General features: G+C 51.6%; 15 protein-coding genes. 10 read left to right on the top strand and 5 right to left on the bottom strand.

Annotated features, from left to right (window positions below):
* Positions 1–89 precede the first annotated feature (89 nt).
* From D9734_RS08515 to dnaA, 5 genes are all read right to left on the bottom strand, one after another.
* Positions 90–488, bottom strand: a complete 399-nt coding sequence (locus D9734_RS08515) for a YidB family protein (protein WP_205712815.1) — start codon at positions 486–488, stop codon at positions 90–92.
* Between the two features lie 239 nt (positions 489–727).
* On the bottom strand, positions 728–3,142 hold the full coding sequence (gyrB, locus tag D9734_RS08520; protein WP_130206798.1) for a DNA topoisomerase (ATP-hydrolyzing) subunit B: 2,415 nt from the start codon (positions 3,140–3,142) through the stop codon (positions 728–730).
* 28 nt (positions 3,143–3,170) lie between these two features.
* The gene (recF, locus tag D9734_RS08525; protein WP_130206800.1) at positions 3,171–4,244 is read right to left on the bottom strand and encodes a DNA replication/repair protein RecF; all 1,074 of its coding nucleotides are present in this window, start codon (positions 4,242–4,244) and stop codon (positions 3,171–3,173) included.
* Positions 4,244–5,344, bottom strand: coding sequence for a DNA polymerase III subunit beta (gene dnaN, locus D9734_RS08530; protein WP_000673464.1), 1,101 nt, complete (start codon positions 5,342–5,344; stop codon positions 4,244–4,246). The genes recF and dnaN overlap by 1 nt, the downstream gene beginning before the upstream one ends.
* A gap of 4 nt (positions 5,345–5,348) precedes the next feature.
* Entirely contained in the window at positions 5,349–6,749 is a 1,401-nt protein-coding gene (gene dnaA / locus D9734_RS08535) for a chromosomal replication initiator protein DnaA (protein WP_000059100.1), read from the bottom strand.
* 606 nt (positions 6,750–7,355) lie between these two features.
* Here dnaA and rpmH point away from each other — a divergent pair.
* From rpmH to yidZ, 10 genes are all read left to right on the top strand, one after another.
* The gene (gene rpmH / locus D9734_RS08545) at positions 7,356–7,496 is read left to right on the top strand and encodes a 50S ribosomal protein L34 (RefSeq protein WP_000831330.1); all 141 of its coding nucleotides are present in this window, start codon (positions 7,356–7,358) and stop codon (positions 7,494–7,496) included.
* A 16-nt stretch (positions 7,497–7,512) separates the two neighbouring features.
* Complete coding sequence (gene rnpA / locus D9734_RS08550; RefSeq protein WP_000239730.1) at positions 7,513–7,872, top strand: ribonuclease P protein component; 360 nt, start codon at positions 7,513–7,515, stop codon at positions 7,870–7,872.
* Positions 7,836–8,093, top strand: coding sequence for a membrane protein insertion efficiency factor YidD (gene yidD / locus D9734_RS08555; protein ID WP_001307474.1), 258 nt, complete (start codon positions 7,836–7,838; stop codon positions 8,091–8,093). Before rnpA ends, yidD begins: the two co-directional genes overlap by 37 nt.
* Positions 8,094–8,095: 2 nt before the next feature.
* Complete coding sequence (yidC, locus tag D9734_RS08560) at positions 8,096–9,742, top strand: membrane protein insertase YidC (protein WP_064525945.1); 1,647 nt, start codon at positions 8,096–8,098, stop codon at positions 9,740–9,742.
* A 105-nt stretch (positions 9,743–9,847) separates the two neighbouring features.
* Positions 9,848–11,212 (top strand): tRNA uridine-5-carboxymethylaminomethyl(34) synthesis GTPase MnmE, encoded by a 1,365-nt coding sequence (mnmE, locus tag D9734_RS08565; RefSeq protein ID WP_130206802.1) that lies wholly within the window; start codon positions 9,848–9,850, stop codon positions 11,210–11,212.
* Between the two features lie 243 nt (positions 11,213–11,455).
* Positions 11,456–11,530 carry a tryptophanase leader peptide gene (tnaC, locus tag D9734_RS08570; RefSeq protein ID WP_001364348.1) on the top strand — a complete coding sequence of 25 codons (75 nt, stop codon included), beginning with the start codon at positions 11,456–11,458 and terminating at the stop codon, positions 11,528–11,530.
* Between the two features lie 222 nt (positions 11,531–11,752).
* Positions 11,753–13,168, top strand: a complete 1,416-nt coding sequence (tnaA, locus tag D9734_RS08575) for a tryptophanase (protein ID WP_130206804.1) — start codon at positions 11,753–11,755, stop codon at positions 13,166–13,168.
* A gap of 91 nt (positions 13,169–13,259) precedes the next feature.
* Entirely contained in the window at positions 13,260–14,507 is a 1,248-nt protein-coding gene (gene tnaB / locus D9734_RS08580) for a low affinity tryptophan permease TnaB (protein ID WP_130206806.1), read from the top strand.
* Positions 14,508–14,641: 134 nt separating this feature from the next.
* Complete coding sequence (mdtL, locus tag D9734_RS08585) at positions 14,642–15,817, top strand: multidrug efflux MFS transporter MdtL (RefSeq protein ID WP_130206808.1); 1,176 nt, start codon at positions 14,642–14,644, stop codon at positions 15,815–15,817.
* Positions 15,792–16,751 (top strand): HTH-type transcriptional regulator YidZ, encoded by a 960-nt coding sequence (gene yidZ / locus D9734_RS08590; protein ID WP_130206810.1) that lies wholly within the window; start codon positions 15,792–15,794, stop codon positions 16,749–16,751. The genes mdtL and yidZ overlap by 26 nt, the downstream gene beginning before the upstream one ends.
* Positions 16,752–16,858 lie beyond the last annotated feature (107 nt).

A 16,858-nucleotide genomic window follows, 5' to 3' on the forward strand; every position in this document is an offset into this window, starting at 1 on the left:
GACCCATGCTAACGCGATTGCGCTCAAAAATCAGTACAACACCCGAGGGAAAAGGGGGATGCAACGCGCGTTGCGTGCCCCCCTTTTGCTTAGCTGAAAAGTTTTCCTTTTAGCAACTCCATGCCTGCGGAAAGCAGATCGTTATTGGCTTGCGGCGAAACTTCGCCCTGCGGCGATAGAGCATCAATAATCTTCGGTAATTGTTCCGCCAGCATGTTGGAAGCAGCACTGGTATCAACACCGAGTTTTTGTCCAAGATCGGACACCGCATTTGTGCCAAGTGCCGATTCCAGTTGTTCGCCGCTCACCGGTTGATTGCTTTGTTGATTACTCAACCAGGTTGTGAGAATGGCACCTAAGCCGCCACTTTGCAGTTTTTCCAGCAGTACCTGAACGCCGCCCTGCTCCTCGACCCAACTTAAAATCGCCTGATATTTCCCCGCATCGCCTTTCAAAAAGGCACCTACAACTTCATCAAAAAGCCCCATGATAATCACCTGTAAAGCGTTACGTGTTGACTCAAAAAGTATAGTTCTGCGGGATGATAATTGCGGATTACAGGAATAAAAAGGGCGGAGATGATCTCCGCCCTTTTCTTATAGCTTCTTGCCGGATGCGGCGTTAACGCCTTCTCCGGCCTACAAAATCATGAAAATTCAATATATTGCATGAGTCTTGTAGGCCTGATAAGCGTAGCGCATCAGGCACGCTCGCATTGTTAACGCCATTAAATATCGATATTCGCCGCTTTCAGTGCGTTCTCTTCGATAAATGCACGACGCGGTTCAACGGCGTCGCCCATCAGCGTGGTGAACAGCTGGTCGGCGGCAATCGCATCCTTAACGGTAACGCGCAGCATACGACGGCTTTCCGGGTCCATAGTGGTTTCCCACAGCTGTTCCGGGTTCATCTCGCCCAGACCTTTATAACGCTGGATGGAGAGGCCGCGACGGGACTCTTTCACCAGCCAGTCCAGCGCCTGCTCGAAGCTGGCTACCGGCTGACGACGCTCACCACGTTCGATAAACGCATCTTCTTCCAGCAAACCACGCAGTTTCTCGCCCAGAGTGCAGATACGACGATATTCGCCACCGGTGATGAACTCGTGATCCAGCGGGTAGTCAGTATCCACGCCGTGGGTACGCACGCGAACAATCGGCTCGAACAGGTTTTTCTCGGCATTGGTGTGGACATCAAACTTCCACTGGCTGCCGTGCTGCTCTTTGTCGTTCAGTTCGCTGACCAGCGCGTTCACCCAACGGGTAACGGTCTGCTCATCAGAGAGGTCGGCTTCCGTCAGCGTCGGCTGATAAATAAGCTCTTTCAGCATTGCTTTCGGATAACGACGCTCCATACGCACGATCATTTTCTGCGCCGCATTGTACTCAGACACCAGTTTTTCTAACGCTTCGCCCGCTAAAGCTGGTGCGCTGGCGTTGGTATGTAAGGAAGCACCATCCAGTGCAATGGAGATTTGGTACTGATCCATCGCTTCATCGTCTTTAATGTACTGTTCCTGCTTACCTTTCTTCACTTTGTACAGCGGCGGTTGGGCAATGTAAACGTGACCACGTTCGATGATTTCTGGCATCTGACGATAGAAGAAGGTCAACAGCAGCGTACGAATGTGCGAGCCGTCGACGTCCGCATCGGTCATGATGATGATGCTGTGATAACGCAGTTTGTCTGGGTTGTACTCGTCACGACCAATCCCGCAGCCAAGCGCGGTGATCAGCGTCGCCACTTCCTGGGAAGCTAGCATCTTATCGAAGCGGGCTTTCTCGACGTTGAGGATTTTACCTTTCAACGGCAGAATCGCCTGGTTCTTGCGGTTACGCCCCTGTTTTGCAGAGCCGCCCGCAGAGTCCCCTTCCACAAGGTACAGTTCAGAAAGCGCCGGATCGCGTTCCTGACAGTCCGCCAGTTTGCCCGGCAGGCCAGCTAAATCCAGCGCACCTTTACGACGGGTCATTTCACGAGCGCGACGCGCAGCTTCACGGGCGCGGGCAGCATCGATAATTTTGCCAACCACGATTTTCGCGTCGGTCGGATTTTCCAGCAGGTATTCCGCCAGCAGTTCGTTCATCTGCTGTTCAACCGCCGATTTCACCTCAGAAGAAACCAGTTTGTCTTTGGTCTGGGAGGAGAATTTCGGGTCCGGCACTTTCACGGAAACGACCGCAATCAGGCCTTCACGCGCATCGTCACCGGTGGCGCTGACTTTGGCTTTTTTGCTGTAGCCTTCTTTGTCCATGTAGGCGTTCAGAGTACGGGTCATCGCCGCACGGAAGCCTGCCAAGTGAGTACCGCCGTCACGCTGCGGAATGTTGTTGGTAAAGCAGTAGATGTTTTCCTGGAAGCCATCGTTCCACTGCAGCGCCACTTCAACGCCGATACCGTCTTTTTCGGTGGAGAAGTAGAAGATATTCGGGTGGATCGGCGTTTTGTTCTTGTTCAGATACTCAACGAACGCCTTGATACCGCCTTCATAGTGGAAGTGGTCTTCTTTACCATCACGCTTGTCTTTCAGACGAATGGAAACGCCGGAGTTGAGGAACGACAACTCACGCAGACGTTTCGCCAGAATTTCATATTCGAACTCGGTCACATTGGTGAAGGTTTCGAGGCTGGGCCAGAAACGCACCATCGTACCGGTTTTATCGGTGTCGCCAGTAACCGCCAGCGGAGCCTGCGGTACACCGTGTTCGTAGATCTGACGGTGAATTTTACCCTCGCGCTGGATAACCAGCTCCAGTTTTTGCGACAGGGCGTTTACTACCGAAACACCAACGCCGTGCAGACCGCCGGACACTTTATAGGAGTTATCGTCAAATTTACCGCCTGCGTGCAGGACGGTCATGATCACTTCCGCCGCCGATACGCCCTCTTCCGGGTGAATACCGGTCGGAATACCGCGCCCGTCGTCCTGTACAGAGACAGAGTTATCGGCGTGAATGGTGACGATAATTTCTTTACAGTGACCCGCGAGCGCTTCGTCGATAGCGTTATCTACCACCTCGAATACCATGTGGTGCAGACCGGTGCCGTCATCCGTGTCGCCGATATACATACCCGGGCGCTTACGCACCGCATCCAGCCCTTTCAGGACTTTGATACTGGAGGAGTCATAAGAATTCGACATCAACGTTTCTCGCTCATTTATACTTGGGTTAATCCGTTATTTTACCCTTTTCCACGGTAAACATCTTCGAATTTTCGTCCGACATGTCTATAACGTGTTCAGCACTGATCGCGCTGACAAAGACCTGTGATTGCGTCGCTTTTAAGCGGCTGGCAAGCAGCCCGCGACGCTCATCATCAAGCTCAGAGGCAAAATCATCTATCAGGTAGAGACACCGCCGCCCGCTTTCACGGGTGAGGAACTCTCCTTGCGCCAGACGTAAGGCGCACATCAGCAGCTTAAGCTGCCCACGCGATAAGGTATCTTCCACCGGCGCACCGTCGGCGCGAATGCGTAAGTCCGCTTTATGCGGGCCGTGCGCGGTGTAGGTTAGCTGGCGATCGCGGTCAAAATTACGTTCCAGCACCTCAGCGTACTCTGTCTCTTTCTCCCAGCCGCGCTGAAAAGAGAAAGTCAGAGAAAACTCAGGGAGAAATTGCTTACAGGTATCAGCCATATCGGCCGCGATACCGGCGCTATACTCCGCGCGCCAGGTGCTGATTTGCTCCGCCAGCGGGATCAATTCTTTATCCCACGGGCGTAGCTGTTCGTAACGTGTCACCTGGCGCAGCGCCGCATTACGCTGCTTGAGCAACCGCTTGAGATTGCTCCAGGCGGTGAAAAATCCAGGTTCGTTGTGAAAGCATCCCCAGTCGAGGAATGCTCTTCTGTATTTGGGGCCGCCGTTGAGTAAAGTAAACCCTTCTGGCGTGATCAACTGCATCGGCATCAGGTGCGCCAGCTCCGCGACTTTATGCCCGTCAGTACCGTCGATACGGACTTTGCTGTCGCCCTGTTTGTCTTTGGTTAAGCCAATCGCCGTCTCGCGCTCTTCGCCCTGCAAACGCCCGTGGAGCACAAACGCCTCCTGCTCGTGGCGAATAACGCGACCAATCTGCAAACTACGAAACGCCCGACCGTGGCCGAGCGTATAGATGGCTTCCAGCACGCTGGTTTTGCCACTGCCGTTGGCACCTACCAGAAAGTTAAAGCCAGGAGATAAAGCGAGATCCGCGGTTTCGATATTGCGGAAATCGCGGATCAACAAGCGGGAGAGGGACATTACAGTCTCATTGGCATGACAACATAAGCCGCGCTCTGGCTAGCCGCATCTTCAATCTGCACGCTGGAAACCGAATCGGTCAGCATCATGCGGACGTTTTCGCATTTCAGTGCGTTCAGGACATCCAGCACATAGCTGACGTTGAAGCCGATTTCCATCTCCGCACCGCTATAGGTAACGTCGAGGATCTCTTCCGCTTCTTCCTGTTCCGGGTTGTTGGCGGTGATTTTCAGCTGGTTTTCGCTGACATACAGACGCACGCCACGGAATTTCTCGTTAGAGAGAATTGCCGCACGAGCAAAAGCCTGTTTGAGTAAATCACAGCCTGCTTCCAGATGTTTGTCCGGATTCTTCGGCAGAACACGGCGGTAATCCGGGAAGCGACCATCAACCAGTTTGGAAGTGAAGATAAAGTCGCCGACGTGGGCACGAATATTGTTGCTACCAATCTGCACGCGCAGCGGATTGTCGCCGCCGTCGAGCATACGCATCAGTTCAATCACACCTTTACGCGGCACGATCACCGAATGGCTTGGCAAAGATTGACCAATTGGCATTGAACAGACCGCCAGACGGTGGCCGTCGGTCGCCACGGTGCGCAGTTCTTCACCTTCGGTTTCAAACAGCATACCGTTTAAGTAATAGCGAACGTCCTGATGCGCCATAGAAAACTGGGTCGCTTCAATCAGACGCTTCATCGTCGCCTGCGGCAGGGTAAATTCGACTTCACTCTGCCAGTCATCGAGGTTCGGGAAATCCGCCGCTGGCAGGGTAGACAGCGAAAAACGGCTACGCCCGGAGCGCACCAACATTCGCTCACCTTCCAGCTGCACGGCAATTTCCGCGCCTTCAGGCAGACCACGGCAGATATCAAAGAATTTGCGCGCCGGAACGGTCGTCGCCCCTGGTTCGTGCGGCTGAACCAGCGCAACGCGTGCCACCATTTCCATCTCGAGATCAGTACCGGTCAGCGACAACGTACCGTCAGCAACCTGTAACAGCAGATTACCGAGAATCGGTAGCGTAGGACGACCACCTAACGGACCGCTCACCTGTTGTAGCGGTTTTAATAAATGCTCACGTTCTACGGTAAATTTCATAGGTTTACGATGACAATGTTCTGATTAAATTAGAGAAATCTTCTTTGATATCGTGACTCTCTTCACGCAATTGCTCGATCTTACGGCAGGCATGAAGCACCGTCGTGTGGTCACGACCACCAAACGCATCGCCAATCTCCGGCAGACTGTGGTTAGTCAGCTCTTTCGCCAGCGCCATCGCCATCTGACGTGGACGCGCTACCGAACGGGATCGACGTTTGGAAAGGAGATCCGCGACTTTGATCTTGTAGTACTCTGCCACCGTCTTCTGAATATTGTCGATAGTGACCAGTTTTTCCTGCAAAGCCAGTAAGTCGCGCAGCGCCTCACGTACGAAGTCAATCGTGATCGCCCGTCCGGTAAAGTTGGCGTTAGCAATGACGCGGTTCAGCGCCCCTTCCAGCTCACGTACGTTAGATCGTAGACGCTTGGCAATAAAGAACGCGACTTCGCCCGGCAAACGAATGTCGTTTTCGTCGGCCTTTTTCATCAGGATCGCCACGCGGGTTTCCAGCTCTGGCGGTTCGATCGCTACAGTCAGCCCCCAGCCGAAGCGAGATTTCAAACGATCCTCAACACCGTTGATCTCTTTCGGATAGCGATCCGACGTGAGGATGATCTGCTGATTACCTTCCAGCAGGGCGTTAAAGGTATGGAAAAACTCTTCCTGGGATCGTTCTTTATTGGCGAAAAACTGAATATCGTCGATCAGCAGCGCATCAACGGAACGGTAGTAGCGTTTAAACTCTTCGATCGCATTGTTTTGCAGGGCTTTTACCATGTCCTGAACAAAGCGTTCGGAGTGCATATAAACCACTTTGGCATTCGGCTTGCGCGCCATAATGCCATTACCCACCGCATGAAGCAGGTGGGTTTTACCCAGCCCCGTGCCGCCATAAAGGAACAGCGGGTTATAGGCGCCGCCCGGGTTGTCTGCCACCTGGCGAGCCGCCGCGCGCGCCAGTTGGTTAGATTTACCTTCGACGAAGTTATCAAACGTATGTTTAACGTTGACGTTGGAACGATAGGTCGGTTCTGCCGGAGCCGGAACATTATCCCAGCCTGAGCGCGTAGAAGGCGCAGCACGTTGCGGCTGCACCTGCGCTGCCTGAGCGGGTGCAACTGTATTGCTGGCAGGGACTTTCAGCGTTTGTGTCACGGGCTTTGTGCCCACTTCAAAACGCAGCTGTGGGGCATCCGCTCCGCAGAAACTGGTTAGCAGTCCATTGATATTATTAAGGTACTTGTCCCTTACCCAATCGAGGACAAAACGGTTTGGCGCGTACAAGGCCAGCGTGTTATCGCTCAGTTCCGCCTGCAATGGGCGTATCCACATACTGAATTCTGTGGCTGGTAACTCATCCTGCAATCGGGCAAGACACTGCTGCCAAAGCGAAAGTGACACGGCGGACTCCACTCGAACAAAAGTCGATTATGACTAAGGCTGAAACATTCATGATTGTTGACGCACGTCGAAAAGACCCTGCATGAGGGTGACGCACGAACCGCTGTCTGCGGTTATATGCCCGATCAAGATCCTGCAAAACGATCGGGACCGCGGATCATAGCCTAAACTGCGCAAGAGATCTTCTGTTTCTCACAGATTTTCCCGATTTATCCACAGGGCTTTCCAGAACTCGCTAAGTGTAAACGATCCTGCCGCAAGGCGGGCACGATTTACGCCGCATATTGGAAAATTTAATGACCTTAGACAAAATTAGGCTTAATCGATCTAAGAAAGATCCTGGACGATCCTTGCGCTTTACCCGGTAGCCCGTATAATCCTCGCCCCGGCGCGCCATGCTGGTTTTCACTGGTGTGAAGCCGTACATTTTCCCAGCGAAAAGGTGCGGAAAAGCGCGGTAAATAAGGAAAGAGAATTGACTCCGGAGTGTACAATTATTACAATCCGGCCTCTTTAATCACCCATGGCTTCGGTGTCCATCGTTTCATTTTTCGGCGGATATCCAATAAAGCCATTGAATTTATTCAAGTTTAGGTAGAAATCGCCATGAAACGCACTTTTCAACCGTCTGTACTGAAGCGCAACCGTTCTCACGGCTTCCGTGCTCGTATGGCTACTAAAAATGGTCGTCAGGTTCTGGCACGTCGTCGTGCTAAAGGCCGCGCTCGTCTGACCGTTTCTAAGTAATATAGCTAACCCCTGCGTGGTTAAGCTCGCATTTCCCAGGGAGTTACGTTTGTTAACTCCCAGTCAATTCACATTCGTCTTCCAGCAGCCACAACGGGCTGGCACGCCGCAAATTACCATTCTCGGCCGCCTGAATTCGCTGGGGCATCCCCGTATCGGTCTTACTGTCGCCAAGAAAAACGTTCGACGCGCGCATGAACGCAATCGGATTAAACGTCTGACGCGTGAAAGCTTCCGTCTGCGCCAACATGAACTCCCGGCTATGGATTTCGTGGTGGTGGCGAAAAAAGGGGTTGCCGACCTCGATAACCGTGCTCTCTCGGAAGCGTTGGAAAAATTATGGCGCCGCCACTGTCGCCTGGCTCGCGGGTCCTGATAGCCCTCATTCGGGTCTATCAACGCCTGATTAGTCCGCTACTCGGGCCGCATTGTCGTTTCACTCCAACCTGTTCAAGCTACGGAATTGAGGCATTGCGCAGGTTTGGAGTGATAAAAGGCAGTTGGTTGACGGTGAAACGCGTATTAAAATGCCACCCTTTACACCCTGGTGGTGACGATCCCGTCCCGCCCGGACCATTTGATACCAGAGAACACTAACGATGGATTCGCAACGCAATCTTTTAGTCATCGCTTTGCTGTTCGTGTCTTTCATGATCTGGCAAGCTTGGGAGCAGGATAAAAACCCGCAACCTCAGGCCCAACAGACCACGCAGACAACGACCACCGCAGCGGGTAGCGCCGCCGACCAGGGCGTACCGGCCAGTGGCCAGGGGAAACTGATTTCGGTTAAGACCGACGTGCTTGATCTGACCATCAACACCCGTGGTGGTGATGTTGAACAGGCTCTGCTCCCGGCTTACCCGAAAGAGCTGAACTCTACCCAGCCGTTCCAGCTGCTGGAAACTTCACCGCAGTTTATTTATCAGGCACAGAGCGGTCTGACCGGTCGTGATGGCCCGGATAACCCGGCTAACGGCCCGCGTCCGCTGTATAACGTTGAAAAAGACGCTTATGTGCTGGCTGAAGGCCAAAACGAACTGCAGGTGCCGATGACGTATACCGACGCGGCAGGCAACACGTTTACCAAAACGTTTGTCCTGAAACGTGGTGATTACGCTGTCAACGTCAACTACAACGTGCAGAACGCTGGCGAAAAACCGCTGGAGATCTCCACCTTTGGTCAGTTGAAGCAATCCATCAATCTGCCACCGCATCTCGACACTGGAAGCAGCAACTTCGCACTGCATACCTTCCGTGGCGCAGCGTACTCCACGCCTGACGAGAAGTACGAGAAATACAAGTTCGATACCATTGCCGATAACGAAAACCTGAACATCTCTTCGAAAGGTGGTTGGGTGGCGATGCTGCAACAGTATTTCGCGACTGCGTGGATCCCGCATAACGACGGCACCAACAACTTCTACACCGCTAATCTGGGTAACGGCATCGCCGCTATCGGCTATAAATCTCAGCCGGTACTGGTTCAGCCTGGTCAGACTGGCGCGATGAACAGCACCCTGTGGGTTGGCCCGGAAATCCAGGACAAAATGGCAGCTGTTGCTCCGCACCTGGATCTGACCGTTGATTACGGTTGGTTGTGGTTCATTTCTCAGCCGCTGTTCAAACTGCTGAAATGGATCCATAGCTTTGTGGGTAACTGGGGCTTCTCCATTATCATCATCACCTTTATCGTTCGTGGCATCATGTACCCGCTGACCAAAGCGCAGTACACCTCCATGGCGAAGATGCGTATGCTGCAGCCGAAGATTCAGGCTATGCGTGAGCGTCTGGGCGATGACAAACAGCGTATCAGCCAGGAAATGATGGCGCTGTACAAAGCTGAGAAGGTTAACCCGCTGGGCGGCTGCTTCCCGCTGATTATCCAGATGCCAATCTTCCTGGCGTTGTACTACATGCTGATGGGTTCCGTTGAACTGCGTCAGGCACCGTTCGCACTGTGGATCCACGACCTGTCTGCACAGGACCCGTACTATATCCTGCCGATCCTGATGGGCGTAACGATGTTCTTCATTCAGAAGATGTCGCCGACCACTGTGACCGACCCGATGCAGCAGAAGATCATGACCTTTATGCCGGTCATCTTCACCGTGTTCTTCCTGTGGTTCCCGTCAGGTCTGGTGCTGTACTATATCGTCAGCAACCTGGTTACCATTATTCAGCAGCAGCTGATTTACCGTGGTCTGGAAAAACGTGGCCTGCATAGCCGCGAGAAGAAAAAATCCTGATTCGGTGAGTTTTCGCTAAAATAAGGGCGGTCAGTTGACCGCCTTTTTTCTTTTCGTAGGGCGGATAAGCACCGCGCATCCGCCACACAAAGCAACAGGAACATCATGAGCGATAATGACACTATCGTAGCCCAGGCCACGCCTCCGGGACGTGGCGGCGTTGGCATCCTGCGCATCTCCGGCCTCAAAGCCCGTGAAGTTGCCGAAACCGTGCTGGGTAAACTGCCTAAGCCGCGCTACGCCGATTATCTTCCGTTTAAAGACGCCGACGGCAGCGTGCTCGATCAGGGGATTGCGCTATGGTTCCCTGGCCCGAACTCGTTCACCGGCGAAGATGTGCTGGAACTGCAGGGTCATGGCGGTCCGGTGATCCTCGACCTGCTGTTAAAACGTATTCTGACCATTCCCGGCCTGCGAATTGCCCGCCCTGGCGAGTTTTCAGAACGCGCGTTTCTTAACGATAAACTTGATTTAGCCCAGGCAGAAGCGATTGCCGATCTGATCGATGCCAGCTCGGAACAGGCAGCCCGTTCGGCGCTTAATTCGCTGCAAGGCGCGTTCTCCGCACGGGTTAATCATCTGGTAGAAGCCCTTACCCACCTGCGTATTTACGTCGAAGCGGCGATTGATTTCCCCGATGAAGAGATCGATTTCCTCTCCGACGGCAAAATTGAAGCCCAGCTCAATGACGTGATTGCCGATCTTGACGCGGTACGCGCCGAAGCTCGTCAGGGCAGCCTGTTGCGCGAAGGGATGAAAGTGGTGATTGCCGGACGTCCTAACGCCGGTAAATCTAGCCTGTTAAACGCGCTGGCGGGGCGTGAAGCGGCAATCGTGACGGATATCGCCGGAACCACGCGTGACGTGCTGCGCGAGCATATCCACATTGACGGGATGCCTCTGCATATCATCGATACCGCCGGGCTACGCGAAGCCAGCGATGAAGTGGAACGTATTGGTATCGAGCGCGCATGGCAGGAAATTGAACAAGCCGACCGTGTGCTGTTTATGGTTGATGGCACCACCACGGATGCCGTTGATCCGGCAGTGATCTGGCCGGAATTTATCGCCCGTCTGCCCGCCAAACTACCGATCACCGTCGTGCGCAATAAAGCCGATATCACCGGCGAAACGCTGGGAATGAGCGAAGTGAACGGTCACGCGTTAATTCGTCTCTCGGCAAGAACTGGTGAAGGTGTGGACGTGCTGCGTAACCATCTCAAACAGAGCATGGGCTTTGACACCAACATGGAAGGCGGCTTCCTGGCGCGTCGTCGCCACCTACAGGCACTGGAACAGGCAGCGGAGCATTTGCAGCAAGGTAAAGCACAGCTGTTGGGCGCATGGGCGGGCGAATTGCTGGCGGAAGAGCTGCGCCTGGCACAGCAGAACTTGAGCGAGATTACCGGGGAGTTTACCTCTGACGACCTACTGGGGCGGATTTTCTCCAGCTTCTGTATCGGTAAGTAACCGCACTTACGAAGCCGCATCTGGTAGTCAGGATGCGGCTTTGTTTTCCTGTTTGCATTCTTTTTATTAATCAATTCATCTTATAAACATTAAAATTTTAATGCAGCGTATTTTTCTGAAAAAAAACATTTAATAATGCATCTCGAACGATTGTGATTCGATTCACATTTAATAAACTTAGGAATAGATATAAAAATCTTAATGTAATAGTGTAGCAACATGTCTTTCGAGGATAAGTGCATTATGAATATCTTACATATATGTGTGACCTCAAAGTGGTTCAATATTGACAACAAGATTGTCGATCACCGCCCTTAATTTGCCCTTCTGTAGCCATCACCAGAGCCAAACCAATTAGATTCAATGTGATCTATTAGTTTGCCATGCCTTAATTTTACCTTTTAGACAAGCCATTATTGTTTTATCTATTTGCTCGTCTAAATAAATGTACTCGTATACATAATTATGGTGAATTAATGGTTATTGCAGACGCAATATTCACAGGGATCACTGTAATTAAAATAAATGAAGGATTATGCAATGGAAAACTTTAAACATCTCCCTGAACCGTTCCGCATTCGTGTTATTGAGCCAGTAAAACGTACGACTCGCGCTTACCGTGAAGAAGCGATTATTAAATCTGGTATGAACCCGTTCCTGCTGGATAGCGAAGATGTGTTTATCGATTTACTAACCGACAGCGGCACCGGGGCGGTAACGCAGAGTATGCAGGCTGCGATGATGCGCGGCGACGAAGCCTACAGTGGCAGCCGCAGCTACTATGCGTTAGCCGAGTCAGTAAAAAATATCTTTGGTTATCAATACACTATTCCGACCCACCAGGGCCGTGGCGCAGAGCAAATCTATATTCCGGTACTGATTAAAAAACGCGAGCAGGAAAAAGGTCTGGATCGCAGCAAAATGGTGGCGTTCTCTAACTATTTCTTCGATACCACTCAGGGCCATAGCCAGATTAACGGCTGTACCGTGCGTAACGTCTATATCAAAGAAGCCTTCGATACTGGCGTACGTTACGACTTTAAAGGCAACTTTGACCTCGAAGGATTAGAACGCGGTATTGAAGAAGTTGGCCCGAATAACGTGCCGTATATCGTTGCAACCATTACCAGTAACTCCGCAGGCGGCCAGCCGGTTTCACTGGCAAATATGAAAGCGATGTACAGCATCGCGAAGAAATACGATATTCCGGTGGTAATGGACTCCGCACGCTTTGCCGAAAACGCCTATTTCATCAAACAGCGTGAAGCGGAATATAAAGACTGGACTATCGAGCAGATCACTCGCGAAACCTATAAATATGCCGATATGCTGGCGATGTCCGCCAAGAAAGATGCGATGGTGCCGATGGGCGGCCTGCTGTGCGTGAAAGACGACAGCTTCTTCGATGTCTACACCGAATGCAGAACGCTGTGCGTAGTGCAGGAAGGCTTCCCGACTTATGGTGGTCTGGAAGGCGGTGCGATGGAGCGTCTGGCGGTGGGGCTGTATGACGGCATGAACCATGACTGGCTGGCTTATCGTATTGCGCAGGTGCAGTATCTGGTCGATGGTCTGGAAGAGATTGGCGTAGTATGCCAGCAGGCGGGCGGTCATGCGGCGTTCGTTGATGCCGGTAAACTGTTGCCACATATCCCGGCAGATCAATTCCCGGCACAGGCACTGGCGTGCGAGCTGTATAAAGTTGCCGGTATCCGTGCGGTAGAAATTGGTTCCTTCCTGTTAGGTCGCGATCCGAAAACCGGTAAACAACTGCCTTGCCCGGCAGAACTGCTGCGTTTAACCATTCCACGCGCAACATATACCCAAACACATATGGACTTCATTATTGAAGCCTTCAAACATGTGAAAGAGAACGCGACAAATATTAAAGGATTAACCTTTACCTACGAACCAAAAGTATTGCGTCACTTCACCGCAAAACTGAAAGAAGTTTAATTAACACTACAGAGTGGCTATAAGGATGTTAGCCACTCTATTTCCCCTACATCCTCAATAACAAAAATAGCCTTCCTCTAAAGGTGGCATCATGACTGATCAATCAGAAAAAAAGCACTCTGCATTTTGGGGTGTTATGGTTATAGCCGGTACAGTAATTGGCGGTGGGATGTTTGCTTTACCTGTTGACCTTGCCGGTGCCTGGTTTTTTTGGGGCGCTTTTATTCTTATTATCGCCTGGTTTTCAATGTTACATTCAGGGCTATTATTATTAGAAGCAAACTTAAATTATCCCGTCGGCTCCAGTTTTAACACCATCACCAAAGATTTAATTGGCAACACCTGGAACATTATTAGCGGTATTACCGTTGCCTTCGTTCTCTATATTCTCACTTATGCCTATATCTCTGCTAACGGCGCAATCATTAGCGAAACGATATCGATGAATTTGGGCTATCACGCTAATCCACGCATTGTCGGGATCTGTACGGCCATTTTCGTTGCCAGCGTATTGTGGATAAGCTCTTTAGCCGCCAGTCGTATTACCTCGTTGTTCCTCGGGCTGAAGATTATCTCCTTTGTGATCGTGTTTGGTTCATTCTTCTTCCAGGTCGATTATTCCATTCTGCGCGATTCCACCAGCACGACTGCGGGGACGTCTTACTTCCCGTATATCTTTATGGCTTTGCCGGTGTGTCTGGCGTCATTTGGTTTCCACGGCAATATTCCCAGTCTGATTATTTGCTATGGCAAAAAGAAAGATAAACTAATCAAAAGCGTAGTTTTCGGCTCGCTGCTGGCACTGGTGATTTATCTCTTCTGGCTTTATTGCACAATGGGGAATATCTCGCGAGAAAGTTTTAAAGCGATCATCTCCTCGGGCGGCAACGTTGATTCACTGGTAAAAACGTTCCTCGGCACCAAACAGCATGGCATTATCGAATTTTGCCTGCTGGTGTTCTCCAACTTAGCTGTCGCCAGTTCGTTCTTTGGCGTCACGCTTGGGCTGTTCGATTACCTGGCGGATCTGTTTAAGATTGATAACTCCCACGGCGGACGTTTCAAAACCGTGCTGTTAACCTTCCTGCCACCCGCTTTGTTGTATCTCGTCTTCCCGAATGGCTTTATTTACGGGATTGGCGGTGCCGGACTGTGCGCCACCATCTGGGTGGTCATTATCCCCGCGGTACTGGCAATCAAAGCTCGCAAGAAGTTTCCCAATCAGATATTCACGGTCTGGGGCGGCAATCTTATTCCGGCGATTGTCATTCTCTTTGGTATCACCGTGATTTTGTGCTGGTTCGGCAACGTCTTTAACGTGTTACCTAAATTTGGCTAAGCCCTTAAAGAAGCCAGCGGTCATTCGCTGGCTTCTTGCCTGTCAGGAAATCTCTTTTGTCCAAATGGCAACTCGCCTGATTCTCCTTCACCACGTATGCTTTGCGTCACCTTTCCGTCAGGACGCTTTATCCCATGTCCCGCTTTTTAATTTGTAGTTTTGCCCTGGTTTTACTCTATCCCGCAGGTATTGATATGTACCTGGTCGGCTTACCGCGCATCGCCGCCGATCTCAATGCCAGCGAAGCGCAGTTGCATATTGCGTTCTCCGTTTACCTTGCGGGGATGGCAGCAGCAATGTTATTTGCCGGTAAAGTGGCCGACCGTTCAGGGAGAAAACCTGTCGCCATCCCCGGCGCGGCGCTATTTATTATCGCCTCTGTGCTCTGTTCACTGGCTGAAACCAGCGCGTTATTTCTTGCAGGACGCTTTCTGCAGGGACTCGGCGCGGGCTGTTGTTACGTGGTGGCATTCGCGATTTTACGCGACACGCTGGACGATCGACGTCGGGCAAAAGTGCTGTCATTACTCAACGGCATTACCTGCATCATTCCGGTGTTAGCGCCAGTGCTTGGCCACCTGATTATGCTTAAGTTCCCGTGGCAGAGCCTGTTCTGGGTAATGGCGCTGATGGGTGTCGCGGTACTCATGTTGTCATTGTTTATTTTAAAAGAAACCCGCCCTGCGGCACCTGCCGCTTCGGGCAAAACACGAGAAAATACCGAGTCGTTGCTTAACCGCTTTTTCCTCAGCCGAGTGCTTATCACCACCCTCAGCGTCTCAGTCATCCTTACCTTCGTGAATACGTCGCCAGTATTGCTGATGGAAATCATGGGATTTGCGCGCGGAGAATACGCCACCATTATGGCGTTGACCGCTGGCGTCAGCATGACCGTTTCATTTTCTACGCCATTTGCGCTGGGAATTTTTAAGCCACGTACGTTGATGATCACCTCGCAGGTGTTATTTCTGGCGGCGGGAATCATCCTTGCGGTTTCGCCTTCCCATGCAGTTTCGCTGTTTGGCATCACGTTGATTTGCGCTGGTTTTTCGGTGGGATTCGGCGTGGCAATGAGTCAGGCATTAGGGCCGTTTTCATTACGCGCGGGCGTAGCCAGTTCGACATTAGGCATTGCACAGGTTTGCGGTTCATCACTGTGGATTTGGCTAGCGGCGGTAGTCGGCGTAAGCGCATGGAATATGCTGATCGGGATTCTGATTGCCTGTAGCATAGTGAGCCTGTTGCTGATTATGCTCGTCGCGCCTGGACGCCCCGTTACCGCTCATGAAGAAATCCATCACCACACTTGATCTGAATTTGCTGCTCTGCCTGCAACTGCTGATGCAGGAGCGCAGCGTGACCAAAGCGGCGAAACGGATGAACGTGACGCCTTCGGCGGTGAGCAAATCTCTGGCAAAGCTTCGGATATGGTTTGATGACCTGCTCTTTGTGAACTCACCGCTGGGCCTGACGCCAACGCCGCTGATGGTCAGCATGGAGCAAAATCTGGCGGAGTGGATGCAAATGAGCAATCTGCTGCTGGATAAACCGCACCACCAAACGCCACGTGGTCTGAAGTTTGAGCTGGCAGCAGAATCGCCGCTGATGATGATTATGTTTAATGCGCTGTCGAAACATATTTACCAACGTTACCCACAGGCGACGATTAAACTACGCAACTGGGATTATGACTCGTTGGATGCAATTATTCGTGGCGAAGTGGATATCGGCTTTACCGGACGAGAAAGCCACCCCCGCTCGCGAGAACAGCTTAGTCTTCTGCCGTTGTCTATTGATTATGACGTATTATTTACAGACTTACCGTGCGTCTGGTTACGCAAAGATCATCCGGCGCTGCGTGAAGAATGGGATCTGGATGCTTTTTTACGTTATCCACATATCAGCATTTGCTGGGAACTGAGCGATACCTGGGCGCTGGACAATGTGTTGCAGGAATCAGGACGCGAACGCACGATTGCCATGAGTCTGCCGGAATTCGAGCAGTCACTATTTATGGCGGCGCAGCCCGACAATCTGCTACTGGCGACCGCACCGCGCTACTGTCAGTACTACAACCAACTCCACCAGCTTCCACTGGTTGCACTCCCTCTCCCGTTTGACGAAATCCAGCAAAAAAAGCTGGAAGTGCCGTTTACTCTGCTGTGGCACAAACGGAACAGCCATAACCCGAAGATCGTCTGGTTACGGGAAACCATTAAAAATCTTTACGCCTCGATGGCATAATTAAATCGTATAAAATGCGACCACATTTCGCGATAAAATGTAAAAAACATGTAATAAATTTGTCTGAATCGAACTTTTCGCCGCTTTAGTCTGTCCATAATTTTAGT

The organism is Escherichia sp. E14S1 (assembly GCF_004211995.1).
GTDB lineage: Bacteria > Pseudomonadota > Gammaproteobacteria > Enterobacterales > Enterobacteriaceae > Escherichia.